The organism is Kitasatospora sp. NPDC050543 (assembly GCF_044457565.1).
Taxonomy (GTDB): Bacteria; Actinomycetota; Actinomycetes; order Streptomycetales; family Streptomycetaceae; genus Kitasatospora.
Genome location: NZ_JBITGZ010000011.1, coordinates 177673 through 199364 on the forward strand (window position 1 = coordinate 177673; position 21692 = coordinate 199364).

The 21692-nt window shown below is 73.7% G+C and carries 15 protein-coding genes and 2 tRNA genes; 10 read left to right on the top strand and 7 right to left on the bottom strand.

Features of this window, described 5'->3' with window-relative positions; translation table 11 throughout:
• The first annotated feature begins 144 nt into the window (after nt 1–144).
• The 4 genes from ACIBH3_RS16605 (at nt 145) to ACIBH3_RS16620 (ending at nt 4287) form a co-directional block, all read left to right on the top strand.
• Nucleotides 145–804 (top strand): pentapeptide repeat-containing protein, encoded by a 660-nt coding sequence (locus ACIBH3_RS16605; RefSeq protein WP_396312675.1) that lies wholly within the window; start codon nt 145–147, stop codon nt 802–804.
• Between the two features lie 164 nt (nt 805–968).
• Nucleotides 969–3041, top strand: a complete 2073-nt coding sequence (locus tag ACIBH3_RS16610) for a phosphocholine-specific phospholipase C (RefSeq protein WP_396312676.1) — start codon at nt 969–971, stop codon at nt 3039–3041.
• A gap of 140 nt (nt 3042–3181) precedes the next feature.
• Nucleotides 3182–3895: a PH domain-containing protein gene (locus ACIBH3_RS16615; protein WP_396312677.1), complete on the top strand. Its 714-nt coding sequence runs from the start codon at nt 3182–3184 to the stop codon at nt 3893–3895.
• A gap of 131 nt (nt 3896–4026) precedes the next feature.
• Entirely contained in the window at nt 4027–4287 is a 261-nt protein-coding gene (locus tag ACIBH3_RS16620) for a hypothetical protein (RefSeq protein ID WP_396312678.1), read from the top strand.
• 181 nt (nt 4288–4468) lie between these two features.
• Here the strand turns inward: ACIBH3_RS16620 and ACIBH3_RS16625 are convergent, their stop codons facing one another.
• Nucleotides 4469–7687 carry a S41 family peptidase gene (locus ACIBH3_RS16625; protein ID WP_396312679.1) on the bottom strand — a complete coding sequence of 1073 codons (3219 nt, stop codon included), beginning with the start codon at nt 7685–7687 and terminating at the stop codon, nt 4469–4471.
• A 215-nt stretch (nt 7688–7902) separates the two neighbouring features.
• Between ACIBH3_RS16625 and ACIBH3_RS16630 the strand changes: the two genes are divergently transcribed.
• The 3 genes from ACIBH3_RS16630 (at nt 7903) to ACIBH3_RS16640 (ending at nt 12272) form a co-directional block, all read left to right on the top strand.
• Nucleotides 7903–9630 carry a chitinase gene (locus ACIBH3_RS16630; RefSeq protein WP_396312680.1) on the top strand — a complete coding sequence of 576 codons (1728 nt, stop codon included), beginning with the start codon at nt 7903–7905 and terminating at the stop codon, nt 9628–9630.
• Nucleotides 9631–9872: 242 nt separating this feature from the next.
• Nucleotides 9873–11138, top strand: coding sequence for an esterase/lipase family protein (locus tag ACIBH3_RS16635; RefSeq protein ID WP_396312681.1), 1266 nt, complete (start codon nt 9873–9875; stop codon nt 11136–11138).
• A gap of 87 nt (nt 11139–11225) precedes the next feature.
• Nucleotides 11226–12272 carry an alpha/beta fold hydrolase gene (locus tag ACIBH3_RS16640; protein WP_396312682.1) on the top strand — a complete coding sequence of 349 codons (1047 nt, stop codon included), beginning with the start codon at nt 11226–11228 and terminating at the stop codon, nt 12270–12272.
• Between the two features lie 59 nt (nt 12273–12331).
• On the opposite strand, the gene ACIBH3_RS16645 is transcribed toward ACIBH3_RS16640, so the two are convergent.
• Nucleotides 12332–12405: transfer RNA gene (locus ACIBH3_RS16645), tRNA-Lys, on the bottom strand.
• A 371-nt stretch (nt 12406–12776) separates the two neighbouring features.
• Between ACIBH3_RS16645 and ACIBH3_RS16650 the strand changes: the two genes are divergently transcribed.
• The 3 genes from ACIBH3_RS16650 to ACIBH3_RS16660 all read left to right on the top strand — a co-directional run bounded on the left by ACIBH3_RS16650 (nt 12777) and on the right by ACIBH3_RS16660 (nt 16864).
• Nucleotides 12777–14360: a Na+/H+ antiporter gene (locus tag ACIBH3_RS16650; RefSeq protein WP_396312683.1), complete on the top strand. Its 1584-nt coding sequence runs from the start codon at nt 12777–12779 to the stop codon at nt 14358–14360.
• Between the two features lie 283 nt (nt 14361–14643).
• Nucleotides 14644–16305 carry a glucose-6-phosphate isomerase gene (gene pgi, locus ACIBH3_RS16655; RefSeq protein ID WP_396312684.1) on the top strand — a complete coding sequence of 554 codons (1662 nt, stop codon included), beginning with the start codon at nt 14644–14646 and terminating at the stop codon, nt 16303–16305.
• A gap of 127 nt (nt 16306–16432) precedes the next feature.
• Nucleotides 16433–16864 carry a DUF3291 domain-containing protein gene (locus tag ACIBH3_RS16660; RefSeq protein WP_396312685.1) on the top strand — a complete coding sequence of 144 codons (432 nt, stop codon included), beginning with the start codon at nt 16433–16435 and terminating at the stop codon, nt 16862–16864.
• 84 nt (nt 16865–16948) lie between these two features.
• Here ACIBH3_RS16660 and ACIBH3_RS16665 read toward each other — a convergent pair.
• The 5 genes from ACIBH3_RS16665 to ACIBH3_RS16685 form a co-directional block, all read right to left on the bottom strand.
• Nucleotides 16949–17022: transfer RNA gene (locus ACIBH3_RS16665), tRNA-Lys, on the bottom strand.
• Nucleotides 17023–17102: 80 nt separating this feature from the next.
• The gene (locus ACIBH3_RS16670; RefSeq protein ID WP_396312686.1) at nt 17103–17717 is read right to left on the bottom strand and encodes a bifunctional DNA primase/polymerase; all 615 of its coding nucleotides are present in this window, start codon (nt 17715–17717) and stop codon (nt 17103–17105) included.
• Nucleotides 17718–17948: 231 nt separating this feature from the next.
• A complete protein-coding gene (locus tag ACIBH3_RS16675) occupies nt 17949–18362 on the bottom strand; it encodes a hypothetical protein (protein ID WP_396312687.1) in 414 nt (137 codons plus the stop codon).
• A gap of 198 nt (nt 18363–18560) precedes the next feature.
• Entirely contained in the window at nt 18561–19991 is a 1431-nt protein-coding gene (locus tag ACIBH3_RS16680) for an AAA family ATPase (protein WP_396312726.1), read from the bottom strand.
• 8 nt (nt 19992–19999) lie between these two features.
• Nucleotides 20000–21631 (bottom strand): hypothetical protein, encoded by a 1632-nt coding sequence (locus ACIBH3_RS16685; RefSeq protein ID WP_396312688.1) that lies wholly within the window; start codon nt 21629–21631, stop codon nt 20000–20002.
• Nucleotides 21632–21692: the final 61 nt, after the last annotated feature.

The window sequence follows — 21692 nt, forward strand, 5'->3', positions numbered from 1 at the left end:
GAAGCAGTCGGCTGCGGGAGTGAGCGCTCTCCGCCGGCGCCCGGTGGTGTGCGAGTGCGCCCGGCGCGCGCCCCGGCCTCCTGTCAGTCCCCCGTGCGACGATGCGAGCGACCGTGCCCGACCCCCGTCCGTAAGGTCTCGCCCATGCCGCTCCCCGTGCCCGACCAGCTCGGTGATCTCCCCTACGCCCATCTGCTGACCCCGCACACCGGGCGGCTGCGGTCGGACGAGCGCTACGACACCGCGCTCTTCGACGGCGGCGAGTACACGGACGAGGCCGCCGGCGGGGCGACCTTCTTGGAGTGCGCGTTCAGCAACGTCTCGCTGAGCGGGGTCAGGCTCCGCCAGGGCCGCTTCAACGAGGTGTGGGTGCAGGGCAGCCGGCTGGTGGCCTGCGATCTCGCGGAGAGCGAGTGGCAGGACGCCGCGTTCCTCGGCGGGGTGCTGGCCGGGATCGCGGCGCACGGCTCGGCGCTGCGCCGGGTGGTCTTCCGGCAGTGCAAGCTGGAGTCGGTGAACCTGCGGGCCGCCACGCTGCGGGACGTCGTCTTCGAGGACTGCGTGCTGCGCGACGTGGACTTCGGCGACGCCAGGCTCACCGAGGTGACGTTCCTCGGCTCGACCCTGGAGGAGGTCCGGCTGCGCGGCGCCCGGCTGTCGAAGACCGACCTGCGCGGAGCCGTCCGGCTCGGGCTGTCCGACGGGCACGAGGGTCTGCGCGGGGCGCTGATCAGCAGCAGCCAACTCTTCGAACTCGCCCCGCAGTTCGCACAGGCATTGGGGATCACCGTGAAGGACCGGTGACCTCGTCGTTCACCCGCCGGTCGCTCGCCGACCGGCGGGCGAACAGTCCGACAACGCTGCTCCCGACCTCTGGTCAGCCCGGCACGGCTGCGTGAGGATGCTCCGCGACCGACAAGTCCACGACTTGTGTGGACAACATCGCCAGTGAAGGGGCGGGCGGGCTGATGGCCGAGCTGAGTCGTAGGAAGTTCATGGCACTGTCGGGGGCGGCCGCCGCCGGGGCGGCCGTGGTCGGTGCCGGCGCCGCCACCGAGGCCGGTGCGGCGGTCGCCCCGGCGCCGTCGGCCGCGCTGTCGCACACCGGCACGCTCGGCGACGCCCAGCACATCGTGGTGCTGATGCAGGAGAACCGCAGCTTCGACCACTACTTCGGGATGCTGCGCGGCGTCCGCGGCTTCGCCGACCGCAGCGCGATCCAGATCGCCGGCGGCTACAGCGTCTTCAACCAGCCCAACGGCCTCGGCCGCCAGTACCCGTGGCAGTTCAGCGCCACCAAGCCGGCCGGCGGCGCCGACCCCGAGCGCCTCGCCCAGTGCAACGGCGACCTCGCGCACGGCTGGTCCGACCAGCACACCGCGTGGAACAGCGGCAGGATGGACTCCTGGGTCTGGGCCAAGGGCAACGTCCGCACCCTGGGCCACCTCACCCGCCAGGACATCCCGTTCCACTACGCGCTGGCCGAGAACTGGACCATCTGCGACGCCTACTTCTGCTCGACCCTGAGCGCCACCGGCCCCAACCGCACCTTCCACTGGAGCGGCACCATCGACCCGGGCGGCACGGCGGGCGGCCCGGCCTACGACGGCGGGGACGAGTCCGGTCTGCGCTGGCAGACCTACGCCGAGGCGCTGCAGAACGCCGGCGTCAGCTGGAAGGTCTACCAGAACGCGGCCGACAACTACGGCGACAACGCGCTCGCGTACTTCAAGCAGTTCACCGACGCCCCGGCCGGCAACCCGCTGCACGACCGCGGCATGGGCTCGGTGCCCAAGGTCACCGGGCGGACCCCGGACGACATCGCCGCCGCGATCCGCGCGGACGTACTCAACGGCACCTTGCCGCAGGTCTCCTGGGTGGTCGCGGACCAGGCCTCCTCCGAGCACCCGTACGCCACGCCCGCCGACGGCGCGCACTTCGTGCACATGGTGATGGACGCGCTGAACGCCGACCCGGACGTCTTCAACTCCACCATCATGTTCCTCAACTACGACGAGAACGACGGCTTCTTCGACCACGTGCCGCCGCCCTCGCCGCCGGCCGGCACCGCCGGCGAGTTCTACAACGGCACGCCGATCGGCCTCGGCTTCCGTGTCCCGATGATCGCCGTCTCGCCGTGGAGCCGCGGCGGCTGGGTGAACTCCGAGGTCTTCGACCACACCTCGGTGCTGCGCTTCCTGGAGCGCTGGACGGCGGCCATCGGCAAGCCCGCCACCTGCCCGAACATCAGCGCCTGGCGCCGCAAGGTGACCGGCGACCTGACCGGTGTGTTCGACTTCGCCAACCCGGTCTACGGCATGCCGGCACTGCCCAACACCGACGCCGTGATCGGCCTGTCCACCTGCGGGCCGCTGCCCAACCCCGCGCCCGTCAACAACGCCCTCCCGGTGCAGGAGCCGGGCACCCGCCCGGCCCGCGCCCTGCCGTACCAGCCGAACGCCAACCTGGACCACCTGGAGTTCGGTTCGGGCAGCGTGATGAAGGTCTGGCTGAAGATGGCCAACGAGGGCCCGGCGGCCGTCGGCGCCGCGCACTTCGCGGCCTACGCCAACGCCTACCGCAGCGGCGGCCCCTGGCAGTACACCGTCGACCCGGGCGGCAACCAGAGCGACTTCTTCAACTGCGGCCTCGGCTTCGGCAACGGCCCGTACGACCTCGGCGTCACCGGCCCGAACCGCTTCCTGCGCCGCTTCAAGGGGGACGCCACCAAGGCGGGCAGGAACGTCACGGTCACCGCCTCGTACGCGGTCGAGCCCGGCACGGGCAAGCTCGCGATCTGGTTCAGGCTCGCCAACGCCGGGACGGCGCCGGTCACCTTCACCATCGCCGCCAACAACTACCGCACCGACGGGCCCTGGACGTACCAGGTCCCGGCGGGCGGCAACGTCAGCGACTACTTCAACGTCGTGGCGTACCAGAACGGCTGGTACGACCTCACGGTGACGGTCGACTCCGACGCCGGTTGGTCGCAGCGCTTCTCCGGCCATCTGGAGACGGGCAGGGCCAGCATCACCGGCTGACCACCGGCTGACACCCGGCCGATTCCGGCGGCCCACGGGAGACCACGCGTCCTCCCGTGGGCCGAAGCCTGTCGCCCGGCCGTACGCGGCCCTACACTGCCTGTACCGCAGTGAAGTTGACTGATCGTCAGAGGTGGGCCATGAGTCACGAGACGCTGCCGCGCGAGTACCGGGCGGGCCCGGGCAGGGCGGGGATCCTGCTCGGCATCCTGTCGTTCTCGACGGTGGCCGGGCTGCTGCCGGTCTGGTCCGCCGAGGACGTCTCCGGCGGGATCAAGTGGCTGATCACCGGGCTGGCCGCCGCGTTGATCGCCTGGCTGGTGATCGGCGCGCAGCGCGCCTCGACCACCGCGGACCTCAAGAGCATCCGGGTCCGGGGTCTCGTCCGGCAACGCCGGCTGGCCTGGGAGGACATCCAGGACATCCGCAAGGAGATCAACCCCCAGGCGGGCGCCCACAAGGAGGCGCCGAGGTTCTTCGTGTTCGCGTACGGCCGCGACGCCGGCCGGCTCCAGCTGCTCTACATCGACGACAAGCACGTCAACGTCGACCGGGAGGTGGCCGCGCTGCGCGCCGCCTGGGAGGAACTGCGCGGGGAGGACTGGACGCCGGACGCCGACGCGGCCCGGCGGATCGACCGGCGGGAGCTGCGGATGATCGCGCTGATGTCGGGGCTGTCCTGGACGATGATCACGTTCCCGGCGCTCGTCGTGGTGATGCTGCTGCCGCTGTTCATCGAACTGCCGGACGGGCTGAAGTCGGTGCTGAACCCGGGGACGGTGGCGGCCGTGGGCACGCCCGCCCTCTTCGTGTGCGCCACGCTGATGTCCTGGTGGCGCCACCGCGCGGACTGATCATCGGCCCGGACCTGTTCTGCGGATGCGCCACCGGGCCTGGCAAGCCGCGGGCCCGGTGTCCCCGGATGCGGGCGGGCCCCGGCGGTGTGAGAGTGGGGACAGCCCGGTAACCACCCGGAGGAGGAGACATGGGCATCTTCGACAGGTTCCGCCACAAGGCGCACGATGCCACCGACGAGGCCAAATCCTCCCTCGGCGGTATGCAGGAGCAGGGCTCCGACGCCATGTCCGACCCCGCTCAGCGCGCGGCCCTCGCCCACGACGAGGCGGCGGACGCGTTCCTCGACGAGTCCACGCGGGCAGGCGACACGCAGCCGAGCACCAAGCTGTCGGAGGAGGAGCAGCGGGCGCGGGACGAGATGACGGCCGAGGGCGATCCCTGGGACTGACCGACCGCCCGGACGATCCCGCCGGGACCCGGCCGCTGCCACACCGCCGCCGGCACACGGCCATCTGAATACGGAAGGGGCGCGCCTGCCGGGGCGCGCCCCTTCCGTGCGCCCGCCACGCCTCCCCGGGTTGGCTACGCCCGCGTGCCGCCGCCGCCCGCCCCGTGTGCCGCCGCCCGCGCTACCGCGGCGGCAGTGGTGGGCGGCGCAGGTCGGGGCGGGGCGTGTCCAGCGGCGGGGGGATGGCCGCCGGGGCGTCCTCCAGCAGCTCCAGTGCGAGCTGGACGGCGGTGGCGAGCTCCGGGTGCCGCCCGCGGGCCCAGTCGTGCGGGGCGCGCAGCACGTGGACGTCGGGTTCCACCCCGTGGTTCTCCACCGACCAGCCGAGGCCGCCGGTGAACCAGGAGGCGTTCTTGGGCACCGAGATCTGCGTCCCGTCGCCGAGCTGGTGGCGGCCGGTCATGCCGACCACGCCGCCCCAGGTGCGGCTGCCGATCACCGGGCCGAGGCCGGTCAGTTTGATCGCGGTGATGATGACGTCGCCGTCCGAGCTGGTGGCCTCGTCGGCGAGGGCGACGACCGGGCCGCGGGGGGCGTCCCTGGGGTAGCGCACGGGCTGCCGGCCGCGGCTGAAGTCCCAGGCGAGCACCCGGCGGGCGAGCTTCTCCAGCACCAGCTCCGAGACGTTGCCGCCGGCGTTGCCGCGCACGTCGAGGACCAGCGCGGGTTTGTCCAGTTCCCGGCGCAGGTCGCGGTTGAACTGGGCCCAGCCGGAGCCGCCGAGGTCGGGGATGTGCAGATAGCCGCACCGGCCGTCACTGAACTCCCGGACCAGCTGGCGGCGTTTGGTCACCCAGTCCTGGTAGCGGATCGGCCGCTCGTCGGTGAGCGGGGTGACGGTGATCCGGCGCAGCGGTCCGTCGGGGCCGCCGGTGCGCAGGGTGAGTTCGACGGTGGTGCCGCCGGTGCCGGCCAGCAGCGGGGCGGGGCCGCGCAGCGGGTCGGGCGGGCGGCCGGCCACGGCGAGCAGTTCGTCACCGGCCTGTACGCCGTGGGCGGCGAGCGGGGCCCGGGCACGTGGGTCGGAGGACTCGCCCGGCAGGACCCGGTCGACCAGCCAGCGGCCCTCGGGGGTGCGGCGGACGTTGGCCCCGAGCAGCCCGAGCGGCTGCTGGACGGGGGTGGGCCCCTCGGCGCGGCGGGCGGGGGTGACGTACGCGTGCGAGGTGCCGAGTTCACCGAGGAGTTCGCGCAGCAGGTCGGCGAAGTCGTCGGGGCTGGCGATGCGTTCGAGCAGCGGCGCGTACTGGGCGGTGAGCGCGGGCCAGTCCAGGCCGCACATGTCGGTGTCCCAGAACTGGTCGCGGACGATCCGGGCGGCCTCGTGGTAGGCCTGGCGCCACTCCTCGGCGGGGTGCACGGTGTGGGTGATCCGCCGCAGGTCGACGCTGAGGGCGGCGGAGGGCGTGGCGACCGGGACGATCCGCAGCGTTCCGGTGGAGTAGACGGCGACCGAGCCGCCGTCGCCGGAGACGGCGTAGCCGTCCAGCTTGTCGACCAGCGTGGTGCGGGTGCCGCGGGCCAGGTCGAAGTACTCCAGCGAGGGGCGGCCCGAGGTGTCGTCCGGGTTGGCGAAGGTCTGTCCGAGGGCGCCGGAGATCGGCCAGCGCAGCCAGACCAGGCCGCCGCGGACGGAGTCGGTGGCGGAGTACTTGGAGGCGATCACCGGGAAGGGGACGAGCCGTCCGGAGATGCCCTGCGGTTCGACGGTGACGGTGCCGTCGCCGGGCGCCTCGCCGCGGTCGCGGACGGCGCCGGGCGCGCGGCCCTCGGCGGGTGCGGCGAACGGCGAGGGGGTGTCGGCGGCCAGCGGGACGAGGTACGGGCGGCAGCCGAGCGGGAAGGACAGGTCGCCGGTGTGCACATCGTGCACCGGGTCGAAGCCGCGCCAGGAGAGGAAGACCAGGTAGCGGCCGTCCCGGGTGAAGACGGGCTGCTCGTCCTCGAAGCGGCCGTCGGTGACGTCGGTGACGGGCGCGGCGGCGTCGGTCCGGGTGAGCCGGATGCGGCGCAGCGAGCGGCCGGCGACCGGTTCGGACCAGGCGACCCAGCGCGAGTCGGGGGAGAACACCGCGCTGCCCACCGGCCCGTACCCGGAGGAGGCGACGGTGCGTACCTCGCCGTCGCCGGTGGTGACCAGCAGCAGCCGGCCGTCGGAGGCGGCGACGGCCAGGGTGTGGCCGTCGGGGGCGGCGGAGAGTTCCAGCACCCGGCCGATCCGGCCGGCGGCGATCCGGCGGGGTTCCCTGGCGGGGTGCTCCTCGTGCCCCGGCAGCGGGGCGATCTCGACGGCGTCCAGGCCCTCGGCGTCGGTGATCCAGGCGGCCTCGCCGCTGCTGCCGAGTACCACGGGCAGCCGGGTGCGCACGCCCGGGGTGTCGGCGAGCGCCCGGGCGGGGCCGTCGCGGTGGGTGAGCCAGTACTGGCTGCCGCGCACGGTGATCACGCCGGTCCGGCCGGTGAGGTCGCAGGCCAGGTCCTTGACGTGGGAGGCGGCGTTGACCTGGTACGGGCGCCGGCCGGCCCGGGCGCCGCCGAGCGGCAGGTCGAGGCGGCGGGGGGCGGGGGCGTCCAGGCCGTCGAGCAGCCAGAGGTCGCCGGCGTGCTGATAGACGATCCGGGTGCCGTCGGTGGCGGCCCACCGGGCGTAGTAGGTGGCGTGGTCGGTGTGACGGCGCAGGTCGGAGCCGTCGGGGTCGCAGGAGTAGAGGTTGGCGATGCCCTCGTGGTCGGAGAGGAAGGCGATCCGGTCGCCGATGGTCATCGGGGAGGCGAGGTGGCCGGGGTGGTCGGTGAGGATGCGCTCGCCGTCCACCCATAGGCGGCCGGTGGCGCCGCCCCGGTAGCGCTTCCAGGCGGCCGGTTCGTGCGGGGCCGTGCCGGTGAGCAGCGCGGTGTGCTCGGGGCTCATCTGGGCGTCGCCGACCGGGCCCCAGGGCAGCCGGCGGGCGGTCGCGCCGTCCGGCGGGACGGCGTGTGCCCAGGTGTAGTGGGCGAACGGCTCGTGGTACGAGGTGACGGCGAGCACCTCCCCGTCGGGCAGCCAGCCGCGGACCCGGGTGTCCTGGCTGCCCCAGTGGGTGAGGCGTCCGGCCGGGCCGCCGGCCACGGGGGCGGTCCAGACCTCGGGGGTGAGCGCCAGCCAGCTGGTCCAGGCGAGGGTGGTGCCGTCGGGGGAGAAGCGGGGGTGGCTGACCCGGGTGCGGTCGCAGCTGACCCGCCAGGCGCGGCCGGTGGTGCCGTCGGCGGCGAGCGGGGCGAGCCAGACGTCGTCCTCGGCGGTGAAGGTCAGCAGGTCGCCGTGCAGGTGGGGGTATCGGAGGTAGCCGGGGGCCGTCACCTCTCAATCGTTCGACGGGCGCTGAGGCCCCGCAACCGGTGGCCCGGCGGGCCGTCCGGGGGCGTGCGGGGTCATTGACAGGGCGCCCGCGGATCCACTTCAGTGGTCTAGTCCAAATGGGTGACTCGGCGGCCGAACCCCCACCGGCCAAGGCCCAGGCTCCGCCATGCCCATGGACGTCCCCCACGATCCGCGCCCGGCAGGAGTAACCCCGCATGCGCAGAACACCATCGGCGGCGGCATCAGCCACCGACCCCGGCCGCCGTCCGGCCCGTCGTACCCGCCGCACGTCCCTCCGGCCGGTCGCGGCCGGTACCGCCCTGGCCGTCGCGGCCGCCGGCGCCGGCCTGCTGGTCGGCCTGGCGCCGTCCGCCTCGGCCGGCGAGCTCCTCGCCAACGGCGGCTTCGAGAGCGGCGCCCTCGCTCCCTGGAGCTGCACCGGCGGCACCGGCAGCGTCGTCCCCGGCCAGGCCCGCACCGGCGGCTACGCCCTCGCCGGGGCCGCCTCGGCGAGCGACAGCGCGAAGTGCTCGCAGACGGTGACCGTCGCGCCCGGCACGACGTACACGCTCAGCGCCCACGTCAAGGGCTCCTACGTCTACCTGGGCGTGGACGGCGGTGCCAGCACCTGGACGCCCGGCACCGGCGGGGCGTACCAGAAGCTCACGCTCAGCTTCACCACCGCCGCCGGCCAGACCAGCGCGACGGTCTACACCCACGGCTGGTACGGGCAGGGCACCTACTACGCCGACGACGTCTCGCTGGACGGCCCGGGCGCACCGAGCCCCTCCGCCTCACCGACGGCGACGATGACCTCGTCCCCGACCGCGACGGCGTCCCCGACCGCGACCGCGTCCCCCACGGTGACGTCCTCGCCCACGGCGACCGCGTCCCCCACGGCGACGGCCACCAGCACCCCGCCGCCCGCCGGCCCGCACGCGCTGGTCGGCTACCTGCACGCCAGCTTCGCCAACGGCGCCGGCTACACCCGCGTCGCGGACGTCCCCGACTCCTGGGACTTCATCGACCTCTCCTTCGGCGAGCCCACCTCCGTCACCTCCGGGGACATCCGCTTCAACCGCTGCCCGGCCACCGAGTGCCCGGGTGTGGAGTCCGACGCCGACTTCAAGGCCGCGATCGCCGCCAAGCGGGCCAGGGGCAAGAAGGTGCTGATCTCGATCGGCGGCCAGAACGGCCAGGTCCAGCTCACCACCACCGCCGCCCGGGACGCCTTCGTCTCCTCGGTCTCCGCGATCATCGACCGCTGGGGCCTGGACGGCCTGGACATCGACTTCGAGGGCCACTCGCTGTCGCTGAACACCGGCGACACCGACCTCAGGAACCCGACCACCCCGGTGGTGGTCAACCTGATCTCCGCCCTGAAGACCCTCAAGGCCAGGTACGGCGCCGGCTTCGTGCTCACCATGGCCCCGGAGACCTTCTTCGTCCAGCTCGGCTACCAGTACTACGGCTCCGGTCCCTGGGGCGGCCAGGACCCGCGGGCCGGCGCCTACCTGCCGGTGATCCACGCGCTGCGCGGCGACCTCACCCTGCTGCACGTCCAGGACTACAACTCCGGCTCCATCATGGGCCTGGACAACCAGTACCACGCGATGGGCGGCGCCGACTTCCACGTCGCGATGACCGACATGCTGCTCAAGGGGTTCCCGGTCGCGGGCAACACCGCCGACGTCTTCCCGCCGCTGGCCGCCTCCCAGGTCGCCATCGGCATGCCGGCCACCGTCAACGCGGGCAACGGCTATGTCGCCCCCGCCGAGGTGAACAAGGCGCTGGACTGCCTGACCCGGCTCGCCAACTGCGGCGACTACGTCCCGCGGGCCGGCGCCCAGCCCGGCCTGCGCGGCCTGATGACCTGGTCGATCAACTGGGACCGATACGGCGGACGCGAGTTCTCGAAGAACTTCGACGCCTACTTCGGCTGACCGCCCCGTACCGACCCGCCCGTACCGACGCCTCCGTGTCGACGACCGGCCGGTCCGCCGACCGGCCGTCAAACCGGCTGCACCGGAGGCGGACCGGCCCGCCCGCCCGCAGCCGTACAGGGGTGCGGACCGCACATCGCGGCCCGGTGGGTGTGGGCCGCCCACATGGGTGGCCCACACCCACCCCGCCTACCGTGGCGGGCGGGCCGCTCGGGCCCGAGGGGCATGGGAGGTGGCGGACGGTGCGGACACGAGGCGGCTGGATCCTGGCGGTGGTGCTGGCGCTGGTGAGCGTGTTCGCCGGGGCGCTGCCCGCCTCGGCCGCGCCACCGGCCTATCTGAAGCTGGAGGCGACGTACGGCGGCGCGGCCGCCGGCAACGGCTGGGAGCAGGTCGAACGCTACCTGGACACCACGTCCGGGTTCCGGCAGGAGCAGTACCCGCCGGACGGCCGGGGCGACCAGGACGGCCGGCGGCTGACCTACTTCGGCGGGGTGAAGCAGCCGTACTCCGGCCGCTTCCTGCTCTACTCCGCGCCCGGCTGGAACACCGGCGCCCGCCAGGTACCGGTACTGCTGGTGCACGGCGCCAACGACAACCCGGACCGGGCCTGGGCCAACCCGGGCGAGTCCGGCGGCTACGGCTGCGGCGCGCTCTCCTGCCCCGGCACCGGGCTGATGCAGTACCTGAGCGCCCGCGGCCACCGGGTCTTCGCGATCGGCTTCGCGCACAAGCAGGGCGACAACCTGATGCAGGCCCAGGAGGTCGGCGACGCGGTGGCGCTGATCCGCGCCAGGCTCGGCGTGCCGCAGGTCGACCTGGTCGGCTGGAGCAAGGGAGAGATGTCCACCCGCGCGTACGTCTCCTCCGTCAAACCCTCCTGGGGCCGGGCGTACGCGGGCGACGTCCGCCGACTGGTCACCCTCGGCGGCCCGAACGGCGGCTACGACTACCCCTACGCGCACGGCTGGGCCCACGACCTCAGCATCTGGCCGGAGTGCGGCGGCAAGATCAACGCTCCCTCCCCGCACCTGCGGATGACCTGCTACGGCACCTACACCACGCACCCCGAGTACGCCTTCGCGCCCACCGGCGGGTACGACGACTACCCCGGCCAGCGCCAGATGCTCGCCCGCTTCGACGCCGTCTACGGCATCGACCAGAGCCAGCAGGACTGGTACACCACCTACTACGGCGGCCAGGGCCTCTACACCTACGGCACGGGCATCCAGAGCGCCGTGGACGCCGGCTCGCTGATCGCCCCGCTGCGCCAGGCCGGGGTGCCCGCCTCCGTACCCGCCTACCTGCTGGCCGGCGGTACACCGAGCATCGTCGGGATCTTCAACGAGAACCGCGGGCCGAGCGACGGCGTGGTCTTCGTCTCCAGCGCGCTCGACACCACCGGGATCGGCACGGTCGGCGGTACCGCGCTGATCGCCACCGCCAACCACCTGGAACTGGGGTGGAACGCCGCCGCCTGCGCCCAGGTCGAGAGCTGGCTCACCTGAGCGCCGAGCCTGTGACGACCGAGGAGCCCGAGGCGCCCGCGGCCGCCCGAAACCCGTGCCCTGCGAGCCAGGAAGGACACCCCCGTCATGCTGCTGCCCACCCTCACCGCCCGCAAGGTCGCGACCTCCCGGCTGACCGTCAACATCCTTGAGATCGAAGGCCGGTCCGGCGAGCCGGTGGTCTTCGTGCACGGCAACGTCTCCTCCGCGCTGTTCTGGCAGCGGGCCATGCTCGACCTGCCCGAGCGGTACCGGCCGATCGCCGTGGACCTGCGCGGTTTCGGCGGCACCGACCCGCTGCCCGTGGACGCCACCCGGGGGCTGCGCGACCACAGCGACGACCTGACCGCGCTCACCGAGACGCTCGGCCTGCACCGAGTGCACCTGGTCGGCTGGAGCATGGGCGGGGGAGTGGTGCTCCAGCAGCTGCGCGAGCACCCGGAGCGGCTGCGCTCGGTGACGCTGGTCAACCCCGTCTCCCCGTACGGCTTCGGTGGCACGCACGGGTCCGACGGCCGGCTCAACCACCCGGACGGCGCGGGTTCCGGGGGCGGGGCGGCCAATGCGGAGTTCGTCCGGCTGCTGGCGGCGGGCGAGCGCGGGGAGGAGTCGCCGCTCTCCCCACGGACGGTGCTCACCAGCTGCTACGTCAAGCCGCCGCTGGAGTCCGAGCTGCTGGACGTGTACCTCGCCGGGATGCTCTCCACCCGGGTCGGCGACGACCACTACCCCGGCGACTCGCGGAGCACCGACGCCTGGCCCGGCACCGCGCCGGGCGACCGCGGCGTGCTCAACTCTCTGGCGCCGACCCACTTCCGGATCGACGACCTGGAGCTCGCCGACCCCAAGCCGCCGGTGCTCTGGCTGCGCGGCTCGCACGACGTGATCGTCTCCGACACCTCACTGTTCGACCTCGCCCACCTCGGCGCGCTCGGGGTCGTCCCCGGCTGGCCCGGCGAGCAGGAGTGCCCCGCCCAGCCGATGGTTGCGCAGACCAGGGCGGTGCTCGGCCGCTATGCCGCGGCCGGCGGAGCCGTCCGCGAGGTGGTCCTCGACGCCGGCCACAGCGTCCACATCGAGCGGCCGGAGGAGTTCGCCGCCGAACTGGTGGCGCTCCTGCACGGCTGCTGGTGAACCGCCTCGCCAACGCCTCAGGGCCCCTCGCCGAAGCGAGGGGCCCTGAGGCTTGTCTGTGCGCCGCCAGGGACTCGAACCCCGGACCCGCTGATTAAGAGTCAGCTGCTCTAACCAACTGAGCTAGCGGCGCCTGCTGACAGGAAGAACATTACCTGGTCAGAGGCGGAAATCTCCAATCGGTTCGCCCGGGGTCGCCGGGCCGGGCCGTAAGGGCGCCAGGAGTGCCGGGGTGGCCTCGCCCCGGACGTCACGGACCTCATCGGACCTCATCGGACGTGCGGCGGATGTAGGGCGAATGTGAGGCAGGTGTGAAGCGGGCTTGAGGTCGGGCCGGTACGGCGCGCCGGGGCAAGCCGGGCCCATTGTCAGATTTACCCTTCGGTAGAGGCCCCGGGCCGCACCCCGGGCCGCACCCCGGACCCGCCCGCCCCGACCCGCCCCGATGGTCGCCCTGCCCCGGCCCCGCCACCGAGAGATCCCGATCCGCCGAGAGGACTCCCCGTGGGCCAGCTGCCACTGCTCTTCCTGGTGCTGCTCGCCTCCGTGGTGACCATGCCGCTGGCGCGCCGCACCGGCGTACCGCAGCCCGTGCTGATGACACTGCTGGGCATCGTGATGGCTCTGGTGCCGCAGATCCCCAATGTCGAGATCAAACCCGAGCTGATCCTGCCGCTGGTGCTCCCGCCGCTGATCTTCGCCGTCGCCCGGCGCTCCTCGGTCCGCTACTTCCGTGCCAACGCCCGATCGATCCTGCTGCTCGCCGTCGCGCTGGTGGTGGTCACCACGATCGCCGTCGCGGGCGCCGTCCACTGGCTGCTGCCCGCCCTGCCGGTCGCGGCCGCCGTCGCGCTCGGCGCGCTGGTCTCACCGCCGGACCCGGTCGCCGCCGTCGCGGTGGCCGGCAGCGTCGGGCTGCCGCGCCACCTGGTGGCCGTCCTGGAGAGCGAGGGGCTGTTCAACGACGTCACCGCGATCGTCATCTACTCCCTGGCCATCGATGCCGTGGTCAGCGGTGACTTCTCCGTCGAACACGCGGTGCTGCGCCTGGTGCTCTCCGCCGTACTCGCCGTGGTCATCGGCGTCGCCCTCGGCTGGCTCAACGCCAGGCTCGCCGCGATGCTCGACGACCCCACCCAGCAGGTCGCGCTGAACCTGCTGGTGCCCTTCGCCGCGTACAGCCTCGCCGAGGAGGTCCACGGCTCCGGCGTGCTAGCCGTCGTCGTCTGCGCCCTCCACCTGGCCGAACGCGCGGCAGACGCCGACGAGGTCTCCTACCGGCTGGTCGGCAACGCCTTCTGGGAGATCGTCGAGATCCTGATCACCGGCGTCGCATTCGGCCTGATCGGCCTTGAGCTGGCCACCGTGCTGCGGGAGGTCGGCTCCGGCTGGACGGCCATGCTCGGCGACGCCGCCGCCGTGATCGCCACGGTCGTGGTGATCCGGCTGGTGTGGCTGCTGCCGGCGGGCTGGCTGTCCAGACGGCTGCGCGGCGGCGAGGACGAGGACACCCCGATCAGCTGGCGGGAGACCGTGGTGCTCTGGTGGTCCGGGATGCGCGGCGTCGCCACCGTCGCGCTGGCGCTGGCCGTCCCGCTCACCCTGCACTCCGGCGAGCCCTTCCCCGAGCGTGGCCGGCTGGTCTTCATCGCGTTCACCGTGGTGCTCTTCACGCTGCTGGTCCAGGGCCTGTCGCTGCCGTGGCTGGTGCGGCTGCTCCGGCTGGACCTCGGCCACGACGCCCACGAGCAGGCGGTGCGCGAACTCTGGTGGCGCGCGGCCAAGGCCGGGCTGGACCGGCTCGGGGAACTGGAGGAGCAGGAGAGGCTGCCCACCGAGGTCGCCGAGCGGCTGCGCACCCGCCAGTACGACCGGCTGGCCCGGCTCTGCCCGGAGAACTACGCCGAGGAGGAGGCCGCCGAGGCGCGGATCAGGATCGCCCAGTGGCACGCGGCGCACACCGTCGAGCAGGAGATGATCGCCGCCTCCCGGCGCGAGATGCTGACGGCCCGTAGCGAGCCGGGGGCCGACCCGGAGTTGGTCGACCGGGTGATGCGGGGCCTGGACCTGCGCTCCGAACGCAGCTGAGCGTGCCCGCCCCGCCCCCCGCCCCCTGCCCCCTGCCCCCGGTGCGCGGCCGCTCGGTCCGGTCCGCTCCGTGCGGGCCGTTCCGGCCGGGGCCTGGCACCGCCGCGCCGGGGCTCGCGGCAGCGTGGAGCGGAATGTGCGAAAGGGCCCGCCGCGTTGCATAGGCTGGCCCGGGCAGGCCGTCAACGCAGCCGGCGCACCACCCCGGTACCGCCGGACCTCGCGAAACCCTCCCGCCTGGCCCAGCCGGTATCTGCACTTCCAGATGAATCGAGGAGCATCGATGTCGCAGACCCCCGCCAGCGGCCGTACGCCGCTGGACCGCACCCCGCAGTGGGCCGCCCTGGGCAAGCACCGGGCGGAGCTGGGCGAGCTGCACCTGCGCGAGCTGTTCGCCGGCGACCCCGGCCGCGGCAGCCGTTACACCCTCAGCGTCGGCGACCTGTACGTGGACTACTCCAAGCAGCTGGTGACGGACCAGACCCTCGACCTGCTGCGTGAGCTGGCCGACGCCACCGGCGTCGCCGGGCTGCGGGACGCGATGTTCCGCGGCGAGAAGATCAACAACACCGAGCACCGCGCCGTCCTGCACACCGCGCTGCGCGCCCCGCGCGAGGCCGTCATCGAGGTGGACGGCGAGAACGTGGTGCCCGCCGTGCACGCCGTGCTCGACAAGATGGCCGCCTTCTCCGACAAGGTCCGCTCCGGCGAGTGGCGGGGCCACACCGGCAAGCGGATCAGGACGGTCGTCAACATCGGCATCGGCGGCTCCGACCTCGGGCCGGCCATGGCGTACGAGGCGCTGCGCTCCTTCGCCGCACGCGACCTCGACGTCCGCTTCGTCTCCAACGTGGACGGCGCCGACCTGCACGAGGCGATCCGCGACCTCGACGCCGCCGAGACCCTCTTCATCGTCGCTTCCAAGACCTTCACCACCATCGAGACCATCACCAACGCCGTCTCGGCCCGGAACTGGCTGCTCACCGAGCTGCGTGCCGACACCGACGCGGTGGCCAAGCACTTCGTGGCGCTCTCCACCAACGCCGAGGGCGTGGCGGACTTCGGTATCGACGTGGCCAACATGTTCGAGTTCTGGGACTGGGTCGGCGGCCGCTACTCCTTCGACTCCGCGATCGGCCTCTCGCTGATGATCGCGATCGGCCCGGCGCACTTCCGCGAGATGCTGGACGGATTCCACCTGGTCGACGAGCACTTCCGCACCGCCCCCGCCGAGCGCAACGTCCCGATGCTGCTCGGTCTGCTCGGCGTCTGGTACAACGGCTTCTTCGACGCCCAGTCGCACGCGGTGCTGCCGTACTCGCACTACCTGTCCAAGTTCACCGCCTACCTCCAGCAGCTGGACATGGAGTCCAACGGCAAGTCGGTCGACCGGGACGGAAACCCCGTCAGCTGGCAGACCGGCCAGGTGGTCTGGGGCACCCCGGGCACCAACGGCCAGCACGCCTACTACCAGCTGCTGCACCAGGGGACGAAGCTCATCCCGGCCGACTTCCTCGGCTTCGCCCGGCCGGTGGCCGACCTCCAGCCCGGCCTGGTCGCCCAGCACGACCTGCTGCTCGCCAACTTCTTCGCCCAGACCCAGGCGCTGGCCTTCGGCAAGACGGCGGAGGAGGTCGCCGCCGAGGGCGTGCCGGCCGAGCTGGTGCCGCACAAGACCTTCCGGGGCAACCGCCCGACCACCTCCATCCTGGCCGACGAGCTGAGCCCGTCGGTGCTCGGCCAGCTGGTCGCGCTGTACGAGCACAAGGTGTTCGTCCAGGGCGCGATCTGGAACATCGACTCCTTCGACCAGTGGGGCGTGGAGCTCGGCAAGGTGCTCGCCAAGCGCATCGAGCCGGTGCTGCTCACCGGCGAGGGCGCCGGGGAGCTCGACAGCTCCACGGCGCAGCTGGTGGCCCGCTACCGCTCGGTGCGCGGCCGCTGATCCAGGGCTCTCCCGAGGCCCCTCGCCGCAATGGCGGGGGGCCTCTTTAAGCAGACCCTATGGATACTGGAGAGTTCCAGTGTCTATTATGGAGAGGCCCGCTTCGCCCGACCGGAGGTCGATCGACATGCCCACGCTTCCCTGGGTCACGCCCAACCCGCCGCAGCCGCAGACGCGTGTCCTGGTGATGGCCTCCCGGCTGGAGGTCCGCTCGCTGCGGGACGTGCCCCGGTTCTTCCTCAAGTCCCTGGCCGCCTGGCGCCAGGTGCGCACCGCCCGCGGCGCGGTCGGCGCCTCGCTCGTCGCGCAGCCGCTCAGTCGGACCTTCTGGACGCTCTCGGCCTGGGAGGACCGCGAGAGCCTCAACGGCTACGTCCGGGCCGAGCCGCACCGGTCGATCATGACCTCGCTGCGCGGGGTGATGAAGGACTCTACCTTCACCTTCTGGGAGGCCGCCGCGGAGGAGCTGCCGATCGACTGGGCGCAGGCCCGGCGCCGCCTCGCGGCCGCCGAGCAGGCCAAAGCCGCCGAGCAGGCCAAGGCTGCGGAGCAGGCCTGACGGGTGGGCCCAGGGCGCCTGCCCATGGGTGCTCCGATACGCCCGAAGGCCTCCCGCTTTCGCGAGAGGCCTTCGAACCGTCTGTGCGCCGCCAGGGACTCGAACCCCGGACCCGCTGATTAAGAGTCAGCTGCTCTAACCAACTGAGCTAGCGGCGCCTGCTGACAGAGAAGACTTTAGCAGCGGCCCGTCATGGAGCCAAAATCGAATACCGGCGGCCGGCAGCAGCCCGGATCGCTCAGGCGGACGGCAGCGGCCGCAGCTGCCCGGTGCGGGGCCGGGGCAGTACGGTCCGGAAGTCGGCCGGCGGCGGTACCTCGTCCAGGACGCCGCTCGCCACCGGCTCGCGGGTCGCCCGTACACAGGCCCAGAGCACCACGGCCGCGCCCGGCAGCCACGGCTCCCTGGTGTCCGGGGCGACGATCCAGCGGCCGGCGCCCTGGCCGGGCGAGTCCGGCGAGTTCACCATCCGCTGCACCGGGGGCACCGTCACTGCGTCGCCGAGGCCGTGGCACAGCAGCGGTGGCACGTCGCGGGCCCACTCCTCCCAGGCCAGCAGCGTACGCAGCCGGGGCGCCGCGCCGGGCTGGACGAACAGCAGGGTGCGCCCGCGGTAGGTCGCCACCGGGCCGCAGCCGGGGCCGGAGTTCCACAGCTCGTCCAGCACCTTGCGGCCGAACAGCGACGGCATGCTGATCACGTCGAAGGCGCGGCCGCACGGCAGCACGGACGCCGCCCACGGGCGTGACTCCCACAGGGCGCGCATGCTGCGCGGGTACTCACTGGCGGAGGCCAGCCAGGCCTCCCCCGCCACGGTCACGTACTCCACGGATTGATAGGTCCAGATGTCCACGAGGAGCAGGGTGCTCCCTCGCGTGGGTGATGCGGAGGGAAAGCAGGGTTTGCCGGACAGCGCCAAGCGGTGCGGCGTACCCTGCCCCGCGCATATGCCAGTGGCGACACGCCCGGGCTGCCTGGGACCGAGCCCGGGACTGAGCCCGAGGCCGAGGCCGCTGCCGAGGCTGCGGCTACCCGGTGGGCCCGGGCCGGCGCCGGCGGCCGGCCGCCACCGGGCGGCGCAGCGTCAGCGGTCGCCCTTGTCGCGCTGCGGGCGCAGCAGCGTGTGGCCGTACTCGACCATCTTGGCCGCGTAGTCCGGCGTCCAGTCCGCGCGGGCGGCGATCTCGGCGGCGGACAGCGCGTCGAAGCGGCGCGGGTCCGCCAGCTGGGCGGCCGCGACGGCCTGGTAGTCGGTGGCGCGCTCGGCGGCGGCCCGGAAGGCGAGGGCCAGCTCGGTGGAGCGGCGCAGCAGATCGGCCGGGTCCTCGATCGACTCCAGGTCGAAGAACCGCTCCGGCTCCGCTTCGGCGGCCTGCGGCTCGAAGAGCAGCTGGGCCGGGCGCAGGCGGCGGGCGGGCGGCTCGGGGGTGCCGTGGCCCTGGGCGGCCGGCGCGGGGGAGCCGCTCCGGTCGGACGCCTTCGCGTGGGAGTCGGGCATAGCGTGACACCTCCGGGGGGTGGTGGGTGCTGGGTACGGCCGCGGGCCGCCGCGGCCGCCCGGGCAGGGGCAGCAGCTCGTGACCGCCGTCCATTGTCGCTCGGCGGCAGCCGCTAACGGAACGGTGTGGCGGCGGGCGCTATTCCCGCCCCGTGCGCCGGGGTGGCGCCCCACCTGCCCGGCGCGCGGGGCGGGCTTTCAACGCAGCGCCACCCGGTGCCTGCGCAGGTGCGCCAGGACGGCGTGGTTGGCCTCCCAGCCGTCCGGGAACTGCACCGACACGCCCAGCTGCACCGGCTCCGTCGCCGGATGCTCGTCCAGCAGAGCGGCGATCCCCTCGCGTGCGACGACGATGCAGGCGTGCCGGTGCCGGGATGCCAGGACGCAGAGCCGGCCCGTCTCCAGATGGAAGGCGGTGGCGTCGGGGCGGCCGGAGAGCGGGTGCAGCACCACCGTCACGTCGTACTCCCGCCCCTGCAACCGGTTGGCGGTGTCCACGGTGACGGCCGGGCCCGCCGCGTGGTCGACCGGCACGCCCAGCGCGGTGAGGGCCGCGCGGACGGCCGCCGCCTGGTCCCGGTGGGCGGTGCCGACGGCGATCCGGGCGGGGGACAACGGCGCCTCGCCCTGCTCGGAGTGCGAGGTCAGCCCCCGCTCCAGCAGCCGCCGGACGGTGGCCGCCACGGCCGCGACCGCCTGCGGGTCGGTCCGTACGGTGTGCCTGGCCGGCAGCTCCAGCAGCGACCAGCCGTGCTCGGCGGCCCGGTCGATCGCCGCGTCCAGCGCAGAGCCGTCCGGCCGCACCGAGGCGGTGAGGCGGCGCTCGTCGGGCCCGGTGCCGGAGCGGAACGGCGTATAGGGGTAGAAGGCCGAGGAGATCAGCGGCGCCGCACTGGCCGGCAGCCGCCAGGACACCGGCAGGCGGTACGGCTCGATCTGCGGATTGTGCGCGAGCAGCGTGACCACGGCGCTGCCGGACGGGTCGTACGACAGGCCCGCCCACTGCTCGGTGCCGACCACCGTGAACGGGTCGAGCTGCCCGGGGTCGCCCACGAACAGCGCCCGCTCGAACAGCCGGGCCACGGCCAGCAGCGCGTCCGAGCGCATCTGGTACGCCTCGTCGACGATCGCGTGCCGCCACGGCGCCTCGGCCTTCACCCACTGCCACTTGGCGGAGGTCGAGATCACCACGTCCAGCTCGGCGAGGTCGCCGACCTTCTCCGCGGCGGTGACATTGGCGTGCCGCAGCGCCTCCGGCGCCGGGCGGGAGTCGGCGGCGTGCAGGCGGCCGATGGTGATGTCCGGGGCCTTCTCCGCCAGCCGGTCCACCAGGTCGTCCACCTGGCCGTTGGTCTGGGCGACGATCATCAGCCGCTCCCCGGCGCCGACCAGCTCGCGGGCGGCCCGCACCACCAGCGTCGACTTGCCCGCGCCCGGCGGGGAGTCGACGACCACGCCGCGCTGGGCGCCCACGACGGGGCGGACGGTCGCGTTCAGGATCTCGGCCACCACCGCGTCGGCCGCGGCGCCGGGGCCTGAGCCGGAGGCCGGGACCGCGCCCGTGGTCGGGCCTGCACCGGAGGTCGGGCCGGCCGGCCGGCCGCCGGGGGTGCGCTTCGGCTGGTCCATCGGGCTGGTCACTCCCATTCCTCCGTGGCGGCGGCGCTCGTGGCGTTCGCGCTGGTCGTGGCGCTGGCGGCGCTCGCGGGGTGCGCGCCGCCGGGCGGGCCGCCGTGCGTCCACGGCGTGTCGTCGGGTTCGGGCAGCGGCGCGGACTGGCGGGCCGTCAGCTCGAAGAGCGTGAACGTCACCCGCTCGCCGGGCTCGGGCAGACTGCCCGGCTCGGGCTCCCGCTTGCGGCCCATCCCCGACAGGATGCGCAGCGTGATGAGGCCGCCGGCCGCGTCGACCGCCGCGATCTCGGCCTTCTGGGCCGCCGGCGCGTGCGCCCGGTGCGCCTCCCGGCCGAGGTCCGCGTGCGGACGGTCGCCCGTACGGACCGTCACCAGCGGGCGGGGCCTGGGGGAGCGGCCCGAGGTGTACTCCGGCACCACCTCGGTGACCACCCCGCTGAAGGCCTCGCCGGCCAGCCTGCGCTCCGCCATCGCCAGCGGATCGTCCAGCGCCTCCTGGACCTCCAGCCGCACCTGCTCGCGCTCGCGCTGCGCGAGCTTGCGGGCCGCCGTCACCGCGTCGTCCAGCCGCGGCTGCGGCGGCTCCCCGGCGGCCAGCCGGTCGCGGTGCCCGGTGTACGACCAGCGGTCCCCCGTCCAGCGCTCCTCCAGATGGGCGGCGGGCGGCAGGGCGCGCAGCAGGTCCAGGCCGTGCCAGACGTCCCGCCAGGTGGGGAGCAGGGCGCGCTCCAGCACGGAGTGCAGTCGCTCGACCGCCTCGTCCACGTGCCGCCGGGCCCGCCGGTGGGCATGCGGCTCGGCGTCCGGGTCGGTGTGCCGCAGGACGGAGGCGGCGGCGTCGTAGCGCGTGATCGCCGGGGCCAGCACCAGCTCGTCGAAGCGCGGGTCGGTGGCCGGCCCGGCGGGCGGGTGCAGCAGCTGGCCGTCCGCGTCGCGGGCCGACTCCGCCAGCTCGGCCGCCGCGGCGCCCGGCAGGCCGCCGGGCGGGCAGTGCCAGGCGAGCCGCGCGGCCAGGTGCTGGTCCTCCAGGTGGCTCTGGCCCGTCGCCCAGTGCCTGGCCAGCAGGACCGTCATCGGCAGCAGCAGGCTGCTGCCGGGCACCTGGGCGCGGTCGGTCAGGTGCGTCAGCCAGCGGCCCAGCAGCGGCACCCGGGCCGGCGCCGGGTACGGCCCGGGATCGGCGTCCTCGATCGTCCGGCGGAACCGGGTGGACCGGCCGAGCAGCGCCAGATGGCGCACCGCGCCGCTGTTCGGGACGATCAACTGCGGCGCTTCGGCGCAGAGTTCCCGCAGGACCTGGGTCTTCTCGCCGGTCTGCGGATCCTTCTCGGACCCCTCGATCTGCTCGACCTGCGCGCCGAAGGACTCCAGGTACGGCAGCAGGTCGGCGGCGAAGCCGGCCAGGAAGTCGAAGCGCAGCGGCCGGTTCAGCGGTTGCGGCACGATGTGCAGCCGCGGCGCGTCGCGCTCGGTGCCGAGCAGGACGGCCAGCGGCGCGCCCTCTTCACCGGCGTACACCAGCGGCACCACCACCATCGGGCGGTCGGAGAGGTGGCGGTGGCGGACGGTGGCGAGCGGCTCGGCCCGGCCGCTGCGGACGGCCTCCAGCCGGGCGAGAGTCCCGAGCAGGCTCATCGCTCACCCCGCCGGGTGGTGCGGGCGGTGCCGACGGTGCGGGCGGTGGAGGTGCGGGCGG

Excerpts from the sequence above, each read along its gene's own strand:
- ACIBH3_RS16675 (WP_396312687.1), bottom strand. The coding sequence starts at position 18,362 with ATGCCCGACTCCCACGCGAAGGCGTCCGACCGGAGCGGCTCCCCCGCG.
- ACIBH3_RS16680 (WP_396312726.1), bottom strand. The coding sequence starts at position 19,991 with ATGGACCAGCCGAAGCGCACCCCCGGCGGCCGGCCGGCCGGCCCGACC.
- ACIBH3_RS16630 (WP_396312680.1), top strand. The coding sequence starts at position 7,903 with ATGCGCAGAACACCATCGGCGGCGGCATCAGCCACCGACCCCGGCCGC.
- ACIBH3_RS16660 (WP_396312685.1), top strand. The coding sequence starts at position 16,433 with ATGCCCACGCTTCCCTGGGTCACGCCCAACCCGCCGCAGCCGCAGACG.
- ACIBH3_RS16620 (WP_396312678.1), top strand. The coding sequence starts at position 4,027 with ATGGGCATCTTCGACAGGTTCCGCCACAAGGCGCACGATGCCACCGAC.
- ACIBH3_RS16605 (WP_396312675.1), top strand. The coding sequence starts at position 145 with ATGCCGCTCCCCGTGCCCGACCAGCTCGGTGATCTCCCCTACGCCCAT.
- ACIBH3_RS16615 (WP_396312677.1), top strand. The coding sequence starts at position 3,182 with ATGAGTCACGAGACGCTGCCGCGCGAGTACCGGGCGGGCCCGGGCAGG.
- ACIBH3_RS16685 (WP_396312688.1), bottom strand. The coding sequence starts at position 21,631 with ATGAGCCTGCTCGGGACTCTCGCCCGGCTGGAGGCCGTCCGCAGCGGC.
- ACIBH3_RS16640 (WP_396312682.1), top strand. The coding sequence starts at position 11,226 with ATGCTGCTGCCCACCCTCACCGCCCGCAAGGTCGCGACCTCCCGGCTG.
- pgi (WP_396312684.1), top strand. The coding sequence starts at position 14,644 with ATGTCGCAGACCCCCGCCAGCGGCCGTACGCCGCTGGACCGCACCCCG.
- ACIBH3_RS16610 (WP_396312676.1), top strand. The coding sequence starts at position 969 with ATGGCCGAGCTGAGTCGTAGGAAGTTCATGGCACTGTCGGGGGCGGCC.